The sequence below is a fragment of the Variovorax sp. YR750 genome (genome assembly GCF_900109805.1).
In the GTDB taxonomy this organism is placed as follows: domain Bacteria; phylum Pseudomonadota; class Gammaproteobacteria; order Burkholderiales; family Burkholderiaceae_C; genus Variovorax; species Variovorax gossypii.
This window is the reverse complement of the sequence record NZ_FOBJ01000002.1, coordinates 589,355-604,194: the sequence shown is the minus strand read 5'-3', so window position 1 is coordinate 604,194 and position 14,840 is coordinate 589,355. Positions and strand designations below refer to the sequence as shown.

General features: G+C 69.7%; 11 protein-coding genes. 5 read left to right on the top strand and 6 right to left on the bottom strand.

Going from position 1 to position 14,840, the window contains the following annotated elements; translation table 11 throughout:
• Positions 1 to 63: 63 nt before the first annotated feature.
• The gene (locus BMY35_RS06380; protein WP_093196140.1) at positions 64 to 1,188 is read right to left on the bottom strand and encodes a citrate synthase/methylcitrate synthase; all 1,125 of its coding nucleotides are present in this window, start codon (positions 1,186 to 1,188) and stop codon (positions 64 to 66) included.
• Between the two features lie 82 nt (positions 1,189 to 1,270).
• Between BMY35_RS06380 and BMY35_RS06375 the strand changes: the two genes are divergently transcribed.
• From BMY35_RS06375 to BMY35_RS06360, 4 genes are all read left to right on the top strand, one after another.
• Positions 1,271 to 2,449, top strand: coding sequence for a citrate synthase (locus BMY35_RS06375; protein WP_093196139.1), 1,179 nt, complete (start codon positions 1,271 to 1,273; stop codon positions 2,447 to 2,449).
• A 127-nt stretch (positions 2,450 to 2,576) separates the two neighbouring features.
• Positions 2,577 to 3,551, top strand: coding sequence for a tripartite tricarboxylate transporter substrate-binding protein (locus BMY35_RS06370; RefSeq protein ID WP_093196138.1), 975 nt, complete (start codon positions 2,577 to 2,579; stop codon positions 3,549 to 3,551).
• Positions 3,552 to 3,668: 117 nt separating this feature from the next.
• A complete protein-coding gene (locus tag BMY35_RS06365; RefSeq protein ID WP_143080655.1) occupies positions 3,669 to 4,430 on the top strand; it encodes a hypothetical protein in 762 nt (253 codons plus the stop codon).
• Positions 4,427 to 6,853, top strand: coding sequence for a hypothetical protein (locus BMY35_RS06360; RefSeq protein ID WP_143080654.1), 2,427 nt, complete (start codon positions 4,427 to 4,429; stop codon positions 6,851 to 6,853). Before BMY35_RS06365 ends, BMY35_RS06360 begins: the two co-directional genes overlap by 4 nt.
• 24 nt (positions 6,854 to 6,877) lie before the next feature.
• Here BMY35_RS06360 and BMY35_RS06355 read toward each other — a convergent pair whose 3' ends face one another.
• On the bottom strand, positions 6,878 to 8,992 hold the full coding sequence (locus BMY35_RS06355) for a PQQ-dependent dehydrogenase, methanol/ethanol family (protein WP_093196135.1): 2,115 nt from the start codon (positions 8,990 to 8,992) through the stop codon (positions 6,878 to 6,880).
• A 144-nt stretch (positions 8,993 to 9,136) separates the two neighbouring features.
• On the opposite strand from BMY35_RS06355, the gene BMY35_RS06350 reads away from it, so the two are divergent.
• Complete coding sequence (locus BMY35_RS06350) at positions 9,137 to 10,402, top strand: helix-turn-helix domain-containing protein (RefSeq protein WP_093196134.1); 1,266 nt, start codon at positions 9,137 to 9,139, stop codon at positions 10,400 to 10,402.
• A gap of 4 nt (positions 10,403 to 10,406) precedes the next feature.
• Here the strand turns inward: BMY35_RS06350 and BMY35_RS06345 are convergent, their stop codons facing one another.
• The 4 genes from BMY35_RS06345 to xylF form a co-directional block, all read right to left on the bottom strand.
• Positions 10,407 to 11,570 carry an ROK family transcriptional regulator gene (locus tag BMY35_RS06345; RefSeq protein WP_093196133.1) on the bottom strand — a complete coding sequence of 388 codons (1,164 nt, stop codon included), beginning with the start codon at positions 11,568 to 11,570 and terminating at the stop codon, positions 10,407 to 10,409.
• Between the two features lie 13 nt (positions 11,571 to 11,583).
• Entirely contained in the window at positions 11,584 to 12,387 is an 804-nt protein-coding gene (locus tag BMY35_RS06340; RefSeq protein ID WP_093196132.1) for an ATP-binding cassette domain-containing protein, read from the bottom strand.
• A 1-nt stretch (position 12,388) separates the two neighbouring features.
• A complete protein-coding gene (locus BMY35_RS06335; RefSeq protein WP_093196131.1) occupies positions 12,389 to 13,588 on the bottom strand; it encodes a sugar ABC transporter permease in 1,200 nt (399 codons plus the stop codon).
• Between the two features lie 151 nt (positions 13,589 to 13,739).
• Positions 13,740 to 14,762, bottom strand: a complete 1,023-nt coding sequence (gene xylF, locus BMY35_RS06330) for a D-xylose ABC transporter substrate-binding protein (RefSeq protein WP_093196130.1) — start codon at positions 14,760 to 14,762, stop codon at positions 13,740 to 13,742.
• Between the last annotated feature and the right edge of the window lie 78 nt (positions 14,763 to 14,840).

The window sequence follows — 14,840 nt, the reverse complement described above, 5'->3', positions numbered from 1 at the left end:
GCGCATGCCTCGGCATGCGGAGAAGGCGAGCGTATCGGATGACGGCCGGCAGGCCGTGTAGGCTCAGTGCGCGAGTGCGGCCTCGCCCTGCTCCTCTTCGGGCGCGGGCCCGACGTACACCGACTGCGGACGGATCAGCCGCCCCTTCCGCACCTGCTCGCGCGCATGCGCCACCCAGCCGCCCACGCGGCCGGCCGCGAACACGCAGGTGAAGCTCTCGCGACCGAAGCCCAGGGCCTCCAACAGCAGCGCGGTATAGAACTCCACGTTGGTCTCGAGCGCGCGGCCCGGCTTCTTCTCGCGCAGGATGGCCAGCGCCGCCTGCTCCGCGGCCTCGGCAAGAGCGAAGCGCGCGGCGTTGACGCTGCCTTCCTCGCCGAGCCGGCCGAGCGCACGCTTGAGCGCATCGGCGCGCGGATCGCGCACGCGGTAGATGCGATGGCCGAAGCCCATCAGGCGCTGGCCGCTGGCCACGGCCTCCTCCAGCCACGCACGGGCGTTGGCGGCGCTGCCGATGGCGTCGAGCGCATCGAGCACCGGCCCTGGCGCGCCGCCGTGCAACGGCCCCTTGAGCGCGCTGATGCCGGCGAGCACGGCCGAGGCCAGGCCCGCGCCGGTGGATGCGACCACGCGCGCCGCGAAGGTCGAGGCGTTCAGGCCGTGGTCGCACACGGTGACGAGGTACGTGTCGAGCGCGGCGCTTTGCGCCGGCGTGGGCGCGCGGCCGTGCAGCATGCGAAGCATGTCGGCGGCGTGCGGCAGCGCCTCGTCGGGCGCGAGCGCCGGCACGCCCAGGCGCCAGCGCATCACGGCGGCGGTGTAGACGGCCGGCGCGGCCACGAGGCGCAGCGCGGTCGGCAGGTCGTCGCCATCAGGCAACCGCGCCAGCAGCGCGCGCACCGCCTCGATGGGCGGCAGCCGGCGCAGCATCGCGCCGTCGTTGGGTTGCAGGCGCTCGAAAGCCTCGCGGCGCGCGCGGCCGACGGCGGCACGCAGGGCGGCGGTGGCGGGCAGCGTGTCGAAGAAGCCTTCGAACAGCAGGCCCACCACGTCTTCATAGCGCCAGCGCTGCGCGATCTCGTCGAGCTCGTGGCCGCGGATCACCAGCCGGCCGGCCTCGCCGTCCACCGCGGACAGCACGGTATGCGCGGCCACCACGCCTTCGAGGCTGCCATCGTCGTTGTTCATCGCTCTTTGCTCCTGGGTTGTCACGATGACATTGATTCTGTTCCGATGAATATTGACGTCAATCTTGATCTATTCTGTCAACATGACCACGAAGAGAACCGCGCCGCTGTGGCTCCCTGCCGCCGAAGCCCTCGAACTGATGCAGGTGCGCCCGCAGACGCTCTACGCGAGCGTGAGCCGCGGCCGCATCCGCGCCAAGCCCGATGCCGCGGACCCGCGCCGCAGCCTCTACCACCGAGACGACGTGCAGCGCATCGCGGCACGCGCACGCGGCCGCCGCAGCAGCGAGACGGTGGCGAGCGAGGCGATCCAGTGGGGCGAGCCGGTGCTGGCTTCCGCAGTCTCGACGGTGGCCGAAGGGCGGCTGCTGTACCGCGGGCAGGACGCCTGCGTGCTGGCCGGGCACGCCACGCTCGAGGATGTCGCGGGGCTGCTTTGGGCAAGCCCGTCGCCGCGCTTCGCGGCCTCGTCTGCCGTGACACTGCCCGCCACGCAGGCAGCGCCCCTTCAGGCCGGCCTGCTCGCGCTCGCATCGCGCGCAGCCACCGACCTGCCCTCGCGCGGCCGTTCGCGCAGCGTGCTGCAGGCCGAGGCGGCGGACGCGATCGGCGCGCTGGCCGATGCATTGCTCGGCGCCGCGCCGGCACGCGAGGTGCCGCTGCACATGCGGCTGGCCTCCGCATGGCGCAGGCCCCGCGCCGCCGACGATCTGCGCCGCGCGCTGGTGCTCCTGGCCGACCATGAGCTCAACGCATCGACCTTCGCCGCGCGCGTGACGGCATCGACCGGCGCCTCGGTGTCGGCGTGCCTGCTCACCGGCCTCTCGACATTGACGGGGCCGCTGCATGGCGGGGCCTCCGCGGCGGTGCAGGCGCTGATGCGCAGCGCTGCGGCCATTGGCGCCGAAGCGGCGGTGCGCGAATGGCTCGCACACGACCGGCCGCTGGCGGCCTTCGGGCACCCGCTCTATCCGCAAGGCGATGCGCGCTGCCGCGCACTGCTCGCGAACATCGAGCTGCCGCCTGCCTTCGGTGAACTCCGCGACATCGGCGAGAAGCTGCTGGGCGATGCGGTGAACATCGACTTCGCGCTCGCAGCCCTCGCTGCCGTGCACAGGCTGCCGGCCGGCGCGCCGCTCACGCTGTTCGCGCTCGCGCGCACCGTCGGCTGGACGGCGCACGTGCTCGAGCAGCAGGCCACGGGGCAGCTGATACGCCCTCGTGCGCGCTACACCGGACCAGGGGTCGCGCAGCCTGGCTGAGAAGGCGCCGCCGCGCGCCCCGGGAAGGTGCGGATGACGACGCAACCCTAAGGGCTATTCGCTATAGGTCAGGCAGCAGTCAGCCCTTAAGATCGCGGCGTTTTTATCCCCCCCTTTCGGAGACGACATGAAGAAACTGTTCGCCCTCGCGGCGATTGCCGCTGCTGCCGTCGGCGCGCACGCCCAGGACTTTCCCGCGGGCAAGACCGTGACGCTGGTGGTGCCTTTCGCGGCCGGCGGCCCGACCGACCGTGTCGCGCGCGACCTGGCCGAGGCCATGCAGAAGACGCTGGGCACCACGATCGTGGTGGACAACACCGCGGGCGCGGGCAGTTCCATCGGCACAGCCAAGGTGGCGCGCGCCAACCCCGACGGCTACACGCTGCTGCTGAACCACATTGGCATGTCGACGATGCCGGCGCTCTATCGCAAGCTGCCCTTCAACGTCGAGACCGACTTCGAATACCTCGGCATGGTCAACGAAGTGCCGATGACGCTGATCGGCAAGCCCGGCCTGCCCGCCAACAACTACAAGGAACTGACGACCTGGATCTCCGCCAACAAGGGCAAGATCAACCTGGGCAACGCCGGCCTGGGCGCGGCATCGCACCTGTGCGGCCTGCTGTTCCAGAGCGCGCTGAAGGTCGAGATGACGCCGGTCCCCTACAAGGGCACCGCCCCGGCCATCGCCGACCTGCTGGGCGGCCAGATCGACCTGCTGTGCGACCAGACGACCAACACCACGTCGCAGATCGAGGCCAAGAAGGTCAAGGCCTATGCCGTGACCACGAGCAAGCGCCTGACCACGCCCGCGCTGAAGGACCTGCCCACGCTGGACGAATCGGGCCTCAAGGGCTTCGAAGTGACGATCTGGCACGGCGTGTACGCACCCAAGGGCACGCCCGCGCCGGTGCTGAAGAAGCTCAACGAAGCCATCAAGGCGGCGATGAAGGACCCGGGCTTCATCCAGCGCGAGGAAGCGCTGGGCGCGGTGATCACCACCGACAAGCGCACCGAGCCTGCCGAACACAAGAAGTTCGTCTCGGCCGAGATCGCGAAGTGGGGCCCGATCATCAAGGCCGCTGGCGTGTACGCCGACTGATAGATTCACTGCAACCACGAGCAGCCGCAAGGCCGCCTGAGCCCCCTGGGCCAGGCGGCTTTTTCGTTATGCTGCGCGGGATTTCTTCCATCCACATCCCGCTCCTTCTTCTCCTCCATGCGTCTTCGCAGCGCGGCCCTTCTGGTCTTCGTGGCCCTGCTGGCGCGGGAGGGCATGGCCCAGGCGCAGACACGGATGCAGGAGGCCCGGATGCTGCTCTGGGTGTGGGACCGGCCCCAACTCTTTTCCGCTCTGCCCGAAGCCACGGGCGTGGCCTACCTGCATGCCACGGTGCGCCTGAGCGGCACCGAGAGCCGCACGAGCTGGCGCCAGTGGCCGCTGCGCATCGCGCCGGGCGCCACGGTGGTGCCGGTGGTCCACGTCGCGCTCGACAATCTCTCGCCCTCACCGCTCGACGATGCGCAGCAGCAGGCGATCGCCGCCGCCGTCGAGCATGCCGCGAAGCAAGGCAACCGCTCGGGCTGGGTGCAGCTCGACTTCGAGGCGCGGCGCAGCCAGCGCGATGCCTACGTCACGCTGCTGCGCCGGCTGCAGCCGCTGCGTGAAGGCGGCACGCGGATCTCAGCCACGGCGCTCGCGTCGTGGTGCATGGGCGATCCGTGGCTGCCGGCCGGCCTGCTCGACGAGATCGTGCCGATGTACTTCCGCATGGGAGCGGAATCCGCGCGCATCCGCCAGCGGCTCGGCGCGACGGGTGCGGCCACGGTGTCGGCCTGCCGCGACGCAGCCGGCCTGATGCTCGGAGAAGACTGGCCCGCGCTGCGCGACGTGAAGCGGCGCTACGTGTTCCATGCGGGCTCGTGGAAGAAAGAAGACTTCGAAAAACTGCAGACCGGAAACAGGGAAACGCACAAATGACTCTTTCGAAAATGGGAGGCGCGAGGCTGCTCGCCATCGCCGCATTGGCCGGCGCCACCCTGCTCGGCGCGACGGCGACGCACGCCAGCGGCGGCGGCGAGCCCGAGGACCTGTTCTTCGCCAGCACCCGGCCCGACCAGCCGGTGCGCGAATTCGTCGAGCGGCCCGCGGGCTACTACACCGGCTACCTCGTGCCCTACCAGGTGCTCTGGTACTGGCGCCTGCACGGCCAGGCCTTTTCTCCCGACGCGGTGCGCGCCTTCACCGACCTGCTGGAGAAGCTGCCGCGCGAGGACAACGGCATGGCCGAAACCGACGACGCCTGGATCGAATGGCGCAAGGCGCGCGACGACGCCATGGCGAAGCTCGATCCGAAATCGCCCCGCGACAGGCCCAACATGCCGCCCCCGTCGCAGCAGCCGCCGAACTGGAACACCGGCACCCTGCAGGCGGACCCGAACTGCTTCTACGGCGACGCCTTCCGCAACGCCACGAAGACGCTGGCGCAGCGCATGACGCGTGCGGCCGGAGACAAGTCGGCCGGCCCCTTCGTGCTGCACTGGCTGAAGGCGCAGGACGCGGTGTTCGACACCTGCAACAAGGAGCCCGGCACCGTTCCCGAACTGCCGCCGGGCGCGCCCGCCTGGCTGCAGGCCGACCACGCCTACCAGCTGGCCGCGCAGCGCTTCTATGCCGGCGACTTCGACGAGGCCGACACCGCGTTCACCGCCATCGCGGCCGACAAGTCCAGCTCCTGGCGCGATCTCGCGGCCTACATGCGGCTGCGCGTGCTGGCGCGGCAGAACCCGGGCGATGCGCCTTCGGACGGCCCGGAGAACAAGAAGGAAAGCGCCGAGGCCCTCAAGCAGCAGGCCGAGCTCACGAAGCAGGTCGACGCCATCGCGCTGCCGCTGCTGAAGAACCCGCGCCTGAAGGCGCTGCATCCCTCGGTGCACCGGCTGGCCGAGGCGCTGCGCATCCGCTACCTGCTGCCCGCCACGCGCATGCAGCGGCTGACGGACGGCCTGAAGACCATGGGCCAGCCCGACGCGGCCGCCGCGAAGCTGCTGCTGCTGAACCACGAGTTCCGTGCCTGCGGTTTCTTCGGAGGCTGCAACTACATCGGCCCGGCACAGACCTCCGACCTCGTGCAGTGGATCAGCACCGTGCGCGGCTTCGACGGCCCCGGCGGCAGCGGTGAGCCCAACGGCAAGTGGCGCGAAACGCTGAGCTGGAGCCGCTACCAGCGCACGCACGACCTCGCCTGGCTGATGGCCGCCGCGAGCCTGGTACCGGTGGCCGCCACGAACGACGACAAGCGAGAGGCCGAACTGCAGGCCGCATTGGCGGCGGTGCCCGAAGACCATCCGGCGCGATTCGCCGCCACGCAGCTGCGCGCGCAGCGCATGTTCGCGCAGGGGCGCTACCAGGAGGTGCGCGAGCTCATGGCCGCCACGGCCGATTCGCCGTTGATCGCACGCAGCCTCTCGGGCCAGAACCTCGTGAAGGCATTGCTGCTGCCGACCGCCGCATCGGAAGACGAATGGCGCCGCCTCGCGATCCGCCCCGTGGTCGCGCGCCGCGATCCCGAGGCGATGGAAGCGAAGCCGACCGCGGTACCGCTGGCCAGTGCCTTCGACGAGGACGTGGTGCGCTTCCTCAACACGCGCGCGCCGCTGCCGATGTGGCTGCGTCTCGCCGCCGATCCGGCCCTGTCGCCCGCGCTGCGCGACAGCCTGCTCGAGACCGCATGGACCCGCGCCGTGCTCGCCGAGGACTACGCCACGGCCCGACGCGCGGCGCAGATGCGCATCGCCTCGCCGCCTCAGGCAGGCACCGCCAAGGGCGCGGACGCGATCGCCGGCATCCGCCGCTCGGTGGGGCTGCCCGACACCGACGGCGCCGCCTGGCGGCACCTGCTGCTGGAGCGCATGGCGAGCACCACCGAAGTGCTGCTGCCGCCGCACTGGCCCGGCTCCGAGGGCATCCGGCCCACGCCGCTCAAGCTCGGCGCAGGCTCCGAGTACTACGACCGCGGCATGGCGGTCGGCAGCTACGGCAAGTGGTGCCGCCCGCTGGGCGTTGCGATCTCCGGGCCGCAGGCGGCCACGGCGGCCGACTTCGAGATGCCCGCCTTCCTGCCGCAGGAAGAACGCAACCGGCAGGCCGCGCTGGTCGAGAAGCTGCGCGCCATTCCGCAGGACTCGATCTACTTCACGCAGGAAAGCCTGGCGCTGATGCAGCGCGACCGCGCCGATCCGCTGGTGCCGCAGGCGCTGTCGGTCGCGGTGAAGATGGCGCGCTACACCTGCCAGGACAAGGCGGCGGGCGACTGGTCACGCAAGGGGCTGCAGGCCCTGCGCACGAACTATCCGAAGTCGCCGTGGACCGCCTCCACCCCGTACTGGTACGGCGGACGCTGAGGCAGGCCGCCGCCGCTTTGCAAGTTACTTCGGACGTATCGCGTCGGCCGTTCCCTGGATGAAGGCCTTGATGCTCTCTATCTCGTCGTTGGAGAGCTTGCCCGTGAAGTCGGGCATGCCGCGCGACATGGCCGGGCCCTTGAGCACGAACTTGTCGAGGTTCTCGATGTAGGCCGGGTCCATGTAGCCGAGGTTGGGGATGTTGCCGCCGCGGTCCACGCCCGGCACGCCGTGGCAGAAGACGCAGTTGCTCACGTAGAGCATGGTGCCGGCCTGGACCTTGGCGGGGTCGTACTTCACGCCCTGCACGAGCTTGTCCATGCGGTACTGCACGAAGTCGGGCATCTTGGCGGTGCCGCCCACGGCGAAGGTGTAGACCGTGCCCGGGCCCTGCCGCTCGGTGGCGCGCTGCGCGAGGCCGTACACGCCGCCCCAGCCCACCGCGACCGACACGTATTGCTTGCCGTCGACCATGTAGGTCGACGGAGCCGCGACAACGCCGGTGCCGGTGGGCGTTTCCCACAGCTTCTCGCCGGTCTTCGCGTTGTAGGCCAGCAGGCGTCCGTCGGCCGTGCCCTGGAACACGAGGTTGCCGGCGGTGGTGAGGGTGCCGCCGTTCCAGGGCGATGCGTAGTCCACGCCCCAGGCTTCCTTCTGCGCCACCGGGTCCCAGGCCACGAGCCGGCCGAAGGGTTTGCTCTTGGGCGGCTCGGCGTTGGCGAACTTGGCGAGGTTCCAGCCCAGGCCCGCGTGCGGGCGGCCGGGCACGTCCTCGTTGAACTTCCAGTCCTTGTCGTCCATGAGGTTGATCGGCACGTGCTGCGCGGGCAGGTAGGCGAAGCCGGTCTGCGGGTTGAACGACATCGGGTGCCAGTTGTGCGCGCCGAAGGGGCCGGGGATGCTGTCGCCGGGCTTGGTGCCGTCGCGCGCGGCGGCGATCTCGATGGGGCGGCCGTTCTTGTCGTAGCCCGTGGCCCAGTTGACCTCGACGAAGTTCTTCGCCGAGATGAACCTGCCGTTGGTGCGGTCGATGACGAAGAAGAAGCCGTTCTTCGGCGCATGCAGCAGCACCTTGCGCGACTTGCCGGCGATCTTCACGTTGGCCAGGATCATCGACTGCGTGGAGGTGTAGTCCCAGTTGTCGCCGGGCGTCTCCTGGTAGTGCCACACGTACTTGCCGGTGTCGGGGTTGAGCGCCACCACCGAGCCCAGGTAGAGGTTGTCGCCGCCCTTGGGGCTGCGCGCCTTGTGCGACCAGGGCGAGCCGTTGCCGGTGCCCACGTACATCAGGTTGAGCTCGGGGTCGAAGGCGAAGCTGTCCCAGGCGGTGCCGCCGCCGCCCGCCTCCCAGTACTTGCCGCTGGGGTCCCAGGTCTTGGCAGCGCGCGCCATCGACTCGTCCTCGAAGGGTTTGCTCGGGTCGCCAGGCACCACGAACCAGCGCCACTTCTGGTCGCCCGTCTTCGCGTCGTAGGCAGTGACGAAGCCGCGCACGCCGTACTCGGCGCCGCCGTTGCCGATGATGACCTTGCCCTTGAACACGCGCGGCGCGCCGGTGATGGTGTAGCTGCCCTTCTGGCCCTCGATGGTGTTCTTCTCCCACACCTTCTGGCCGGTGGCCGCGTCGAGCGCGATGAGGCGTCCGTCGTAGGCCGCCACGTAGACCCTGCCCTCGTAGATCGCGACGCCCCGGTTCACCACGTCGCAACAGCCCCTGAAGCCTTTGGACTTATCGACCTGCGGATCGAAGGTCCACAGCTTCTGCCCGGTGCGCGTGTCGATGGCATGCACCACGCTCCACGAGGCGGTGACGTACATGATGCCGTCCACCACCAGCGGCGTGGCCTCCACCCCGCGCGTGGACTCGAGGTTGTACGACCAGACCAGCCCCAGCTGCTTGACGTTGCCGGCGTTCACCTGGTCGAGCTGGCTGAAGCGCGACTCCGAATAGTCCAGGCCCACGCTGGGCCAGTCGGGCGTCTTCTTCTGGGCGGCGTTGGCGCGGATGAAGCCGCCGTCCACGCGTTTGGTCGCGGCTGCCGCGCGGTCCTGTGCGTTCTGGGCCGTGGCCGCCGTTGTCGCGCCCAGGCACAGCAATGCGCCGGCGAGCACGAGCAGCCCGGAGTGTGTTTTTTTCATCGCAGGTCTCCTTTGTGCCTCAAGAATCGTCGGGACGGGCCCGGCGTTCATCTTCGGGATTTCCCCAGTCCGGCGCTGTTCCATTGCGGAACACATTCGATGCTGGTCCCGGTCCCCGACCCCACGCAGGGAGGCAATGAATCCATGGCCCTCGACGCAAGAAGAATCGGCACGCCCGACGCCCCGCGCCAGCTCTTCGCCAGCACGCCCGCGCAACGCGTGGCGCTTGCACGGCGGCAGTTCTTCGAGGAAGGCGTGCGCCCCTCGGGCCTGGTCGGCGAGGCGGTTATCCAGTCGTGGATGCGCTGCAGCCGCACGCACACCGACCGCCAGCGCATCGTGCCCTTCGACGCGGTCACGCCCAGCCGCCTGCACGCCACGCTCGCGCGCAACCGCGAGCTGCTCGAGGTTGCGCGCCAGGAACTGGTGCAGATGGAACACGCGCTCGCGGGCACCGACTGCCGCGTGATCCTCACCGACAGCGAGGGCGTGGTGGTGCACGTCACGCAACAGCCGGCCGCCGCGCACCAGCCGGTGCTGCGCAAGACCGCGCGCGTGGGCGTGAACATTGCCGAGCACATCGTCGGCACCACGGCGCCGGGCATCGTAGCGAGCACCGGGCAGGCCTGTACTGTCGACGGCGCCGAGCACTACTTCGACGTGCTGTGCCACATGCAGTGCGCGGCCGCGCCGATACGCGACGTGACGGGCCGGCTTGCGGGCGTGCTCGACCTCACGGTGGAGGCGCGCCGCTTCGGCTTCGACGCGGCCTCGATGGTCTCGCTCTACGCCACCACCATCGAGAACCGGCTGCTGCAGGCGCAGTCGCGCGACCATCTGATCCTGCGCTTCCAGGCCAGCCCGACGCTGCTGGGCACGCCGCTGGAAGCGCTGGCCGGCATCGCGCCCGACGGCACCATCACCTGGCTCAACAACGCGGGCGCGCGGCTGCTCGGCCGGCTGCCCGAGGCGGAGGACGAACGCGATGTCGAGTGCCTGCTGGGGCACGACCTCGCGAGCCTGCTGCGGCTGGGACGGCGCGAGGCCGCGCAGCCGCTGCGGCTGGCGAGCGGACTGGGCGTGTGGGTGCAGGCGCGGCTGAAAGGCAAGGACGGCGCGGACTTCCGCCATGCGGTGGCTATGCCCGGGGAGCCGGCGCAGCTCGCCATCGAGCGCGATGCGCAGGAGCCCGCCGGCGACGCATGCGGGCACGCGGATCACGGCGATCCTCATGCGGAATCAACGACGACGCTGCGCGAGCACAGCCGCAAGCTGATAGAGGAAACGCTCGCCGCGCACGGCGGCAACGTGTCGCAGACGGCGCGGCAGCTGCGCGTATCGCGCGGCACGCTCTATCGACGGCTGCGCGGCTGGCGCGACGACGCGGAAGGAACGGGCCCGGCGGATTGATCGCTCAGGCCGCCGCGCGGGCCAGCGCACGCGCGCGCCGCGCCTTCGCGTCGGGCTGCAGCGGCCGCAGGTATTCGTGCAGCGCGAGCGCCGCGGCGCCCACTGCCGGCGCAAGCTCCTCGTAGCGCGCGGTGCGCAGGTCGGGCGCGGGCATGCCGGCCCCGTCGGCGTGGCGCTTCACGCATTCGAAGGCGGTCTGAACGAAGCCGCGATGGTCGGTGCAGGCCTTGCCGCCGAGCACGATTGCGCGCGGGTTGAAGGTGACCCACAGGTTCTGCAGCAGCACGCCGAAGAAGGCGGCCGCACGGCGGGTGTCGACGCCTTCGCGCTCCAGCACGCGCGAGCCGAAGAAGGCTTCGGCGCAGCCGCGGCGGCCGCACGAGCACAGGGGGCCGTCGAGCTCGAGAATGGTGTGGCCGATCTCGCCGGCCATGCCCTGGCCGCCGGTGAAGAGCCGGTCGTTCAGCACCACGCCGGCGCCCACGCCCACGTCGCAGTTCACGAAGATCAGCGGGTCTTCGCCCTCCTGGCCCACGCTGGCCGCGAACTCGTACTCGCCGAGCACGGCGGCGTCGGCGTCGTTCTGCAGCTGCACGGTGACGCCCGGCAGGCCGACGGCGGCAAAGGCTTTCTCGAGCGCGGGCAGCAGGCTCACGTTGCGCCAGCCGAGGTTGGGTGCGAAGCGGACCACGCCGGTGCAGTCGTCCACCGCGCCGGGCACGCACACGCCGATGCTCGACAGGCGCAGGCCGAGCTGCTTCAGTCTCTCGTGCGCGGCCGCGGCCATGCGCGCGACCAGCGCGCACACGCCGGCCGGCGATCCGTCGGTCAGGTCATGGCTCTGCGAATGCAGCACCTCGCCCTGCAGCGACATGCACACCAGGCGCACGGTTTCCACCGCGATCTCCACGCCCATCAGCGCGCGCACGCCGACGTTGATCTGCAGCGGCGTGGAAGGCCGGCCCAGCCCGTCGGCCACGGTCGCGCCGGCCTCGCTGAGCCAGCCCTCGTCGATCAGCTCGCGCACCAGAAGGCTCACGGTCGACTTGGTGAGGCCGCTCTCGCCGGCCAGCCGCGCGCGAGAGAGGCCCGGCTGCGCGCGCAGCAGCCGCAGCAGCACGCTGCGGTTCATGCGCTTGACGAGCTGCTGGTCGGCCGTGGTGGTCACTTGAGGTCTCTGGTCAGGCAGGTGCCGCGGCCGTATCGGCGTGGTGGGCCTGCTCCTTGCCCTCGGGACGCTTGCCGGCAATGATCATTCCGAGCACTTCGTCCTCGGTCACGTCGGCCGTGCGGTAGGTGCCGACCAGCTTGCCGTTCTTCATCACCGCGAGGCGGTCGCTCAGCGAGAACACGTCGGGCATGTCGTGCGTGATGAGGAAGATGCCCACGCCGTCGGCCTTGAGCTGCTTCACCAGGCCGCCGACCATCGCGGTCTCTTCGGGGCCGAGCGCGGCGCAGGGCTCGTCCATGATGAGGATGCGCGCGTTGAAGTACAGCGCGCGCGAGATCGCCACCACCTGCCGCTGCCCGCCCGAGAGTCGACGCACCGGCACGCGGATGTTGGTGAAATTCTTGTTGAGACGCTGGAACACCTTGCGCGCCTGCACTTCCATGAAGTGGTCGTCGAGCGTGTTCCAGGGCGTCATCTTCTCGCGGCCGAGGAAGAGGTTGGCCACCGAGTCGAGGTTGTCGGCCAGCGCGAGGGTCTGGTAGATGGTCTCGATGCCCTGCGCCTGCGCCTCGGCTGGCGTGCGGATGTGGACCTTCTCGCCCGCGATCAGCGTGTCGCCCGAGTCGATGGGGTAGGCGCCCGCCAGCATCTTCATCAGCGTGGACTTGCCCGCGCCGTTGTGGCCCAGCAGCGCGACCACCTCGCCGGGATAGAGGTTCACGCTCACGCCGTCCACGGCCTTCACTCCGCCGAAGGCCTTGCGGATCTCGCGCAGTTCGACGAGGGGTTTGGAGGTGTCGATGTTCGTGTCCATGTCAGTTCTCCCCGAACTTGCGGCGGTACAGCACGTCGAAGACGACCGCCACGATCAGCACCTGGCCGATGATGACCATGCGCTTGCCGATGGGCACGTCGAGCAGCAGCATGCCGCTGTCGAGCGACTGCATGATGAGCGCGCCCAGCACCGAGCCGAAGATGGAGCCACTGCCGCCCGCGAGCGCGGTGCCGCCGATGACGGCCGCGGCGATCACGTACAGCTCCATGCCGGTGCCCAGCGAGTTGGTGCCCGCGTTGAGGCGTGCGATCGACACGATGGCCGCGATGGTGACCAGCACCGCCAGCAGCGCGAACAGCATCAGCGTGACGCGCTTGACCGGAATGCCCACCAGCGCCGCCGCGTCGGGGTTGCCGCCCATCGCGAACACGTAGCGCCCGAAGCGCGTGCGGTGCACGATGAACGACAGCACGATGGCCACCACGGCCCAGATCAGCACCGGGATCGGAATGCCCTGCGGCTCGCTCTTCGACGAGATCTGGTAGCTGTTCATGATCCATGCGAAGCCGAACACCACGGCCACCGGCACGGCGGTAATGAGCACGTCGAGCCACAGTGCCTCGGTCGGCATGTCGTAGCGCTGGCGCGCGCGACGCTTCTGCACCATGCGCGCGAACAGCACCACCGCCACCAGCGCCGCCAGCACCCAGCTCGCGGTGACGCCGATGCCGCCGTCGTAGCCGCCGCCCAGGCGCTGGAAGAATTCGTCGTTCACCGGCTGCGTCTTGCCGTCGGCCACCAGGAAGGCCGCGCCGCGGAAGGACATGAGGCCACCCAGGGTGACCACGAAGGAAGGCACGCCCAGCACCGCGGTGAGCCAGCCCTGGTAGATGGACACCAGCAGCGCCACCGCGAGCCCCGCGAGGCAGGCCGTGGGCCACGACCAGCCCGAGGTGTACTGCAGGTAGGCGATCAGCACGCCGACGAAGCCCATCACCGAGCCCACCGACAGGTCGATGTGGCGCGCCACGATGATGAGCACCATCACGGTGGAGACGATGCCCACCACCGCAGTCTGCTGCGCGACGTTGTAGAGGTTCTCGGGCGAGAGGAACACGCCGCCGGACATGACGCTGAACGCCACGGCCATGATGACCAGCAGCACGCACATCAGGATGAGCCGCAGGTCGACGCCGGTGCGGCGCCACCAGCCCGGTGTTGATGACGATGGGTTGCTCATGTTTCAGACCCCCTTGGGACTACGGAGAGATGCGCAAGCCCCCGCCGGCCGGGCCCGTGGGGCCGGCAGCTGGTGCGTTGCATGGGAAGGAGAAAAGGCCGGCGCGCTTTCCGCGGATGGCGCCGGCGGGTTGCTCGTCTGTCGTGCCGCGTTACTTGCAGGCCGCGGGCGCGCTCGCGCCCGACACGCCCTTGCAGAGCTCGTCCTTCTTGATCCAGCCGGCCTTGACCACGAGGTCGAGGTTGTCGCGCGTCACCGCCACCGGTGTCAGCAGGCGCGACTGCAGCGAGACCTTCTTCGGGCCCGAGTTCCAGGTCGCGGCCTTGTCGACCGGCTTGCCCTGCGACAGCGCGATGGCCGCGCTGGCCGCTTCGCGGCCGAGCTCGCGCGAGTCCTTGAAGATGGTGGCGGTCTGCGTGCCCAGCGCGATGCGGTTGAGCGCCGCGAAGTCGGCGTCCTGGCCCGACACCGGAATGCCGCGGATGCCCTTGGCCGTGAGCGCGGCCACCGCGCCGCCGGCCGTGCCGTCGTTGGCGGCCACCACCGCGTCGACCTTGTTGCCGTTCTTGGTGAGGATCTGCTCCATGTTCTTCTGCGCGACCTCGGGCTTCCAGCCCTCGGTGTATTCGTCGCCGACGATCTTGATGTCGCCCTTCTTGATGGCGGCGTCCAGCACTTCCTGCTGGCCCGCGCGCAGGAAGTCGGCGTTCGGGTCGCTGGGCGAGCCCTTGATGATCACGTAGTTGCCCTTGGGCTTGACCTTGAAGACTTCGCGCGCCTCCATGCGGCCGACCTCGACGTTGTCGAAGGTGATGTAGAAGACGCCGGGCGCCTCGATCAGCCGGTCGTATGCGATCACGGGCACCTTCTGGCGCGTGGCCTTGGTGACGGCGGGCAGGATGGCGTCCTTGTCCATCGCCAGCACGATGAGCGCCTTGGCGCCCTTCGACATCAGGCCCTCGATGTCGCCCAGCTGCTTCTCGGGCGAGCCGCCCGCATCGGCACTGATGTACTTGGCGCCGAGCTTCTCGAGCTCTGCCTTGATGGCGGCCTCGTCGGTCTTCCAGCGTTCTTCCTGGAAGTTGGACCAGCTCACGCCGACCACGGTCTGCGCCATCGCGCCCACGGCCGTGAGACCGAAGGCCATGGCGGCCAGGGTGTGTTTCAGTTGCATCGGTGTCTCTCCTGTTGGTTCGCCCGTCGATCGGCGCACGGCCGATGAGGCCAGTAAGAAATTAGTTAGTTTGAAGGG

Coding starts and splice junctions, on each gene's coding strand:
- BMY35_RS06370 (WP_093196138.1), top strand. CDS start 2,577: ATGAAGAAACTGTTCGCCCTCGCGGCGATTGCCGCTGCTGCCGTCGGC.
- BMY35_RS06360 (WP_143080654.1), top strand. CDS start 4,427: ATGACTCTTTCGAAAATGGGAGGCGCGAGGCTGCTCGCCATCGCCGCA.
- BMY35_RS06350 (WP_093196134.1), top strand. CDS start 9,137: ATGGCCCTCGACGCAAGAAGAATCGGCACGCCCGACGCCCCGCGCCAG.
- xylF (WP_093196130.1), bottom strand. CDS start 14,762: ATGCAACTGAAACACACCCTGGCCGCCATGGCCTTCGGTCTCACGGCC.
- BMY35_RS06355 (WP_093196135.1), bottom strand. CDS start 8,992: ATGAAAAAAACACACTCCGGGCTGCTCGTGCTCGCCGGCGCATTGCTG.
- BMY35_RS06380 (WP_093196140.1), bottom strand. CDS start 1,188: ATGAACAACGACGATGGCAGCCTCGAAGGCGTGGTGGCCGCGCATACC.
- BMY35_RS06365 (WP_143080655.1), top strand. CDS start 3,669: ATGCGTCTTCGCAGCGCGGCCCTTCTGGTCTTCGTGGCCCTGCTGGCG.
- BMY35_RS06335 (WP_093196131.1), bottom strand. CDS start 13,588: ATGAGCAACCCATCGTCATCAACACCGGGCTGGTGGCGCCGCACCGGC.
- BMY35_RS06340 (WP_093196132.1), bottom strand. CDS start 12,387: ATGGACACGAACATCGACACCTCCAAACCCCTCGTCGAACTGCGCGAG.
- BMY35_RS06375 (WP_093196139.1), top strand. CDS start 1,271: ATGACCACGAAGAGAACCGCGCCGCTGTGGCTCCCTGCCGCCGAAGCC.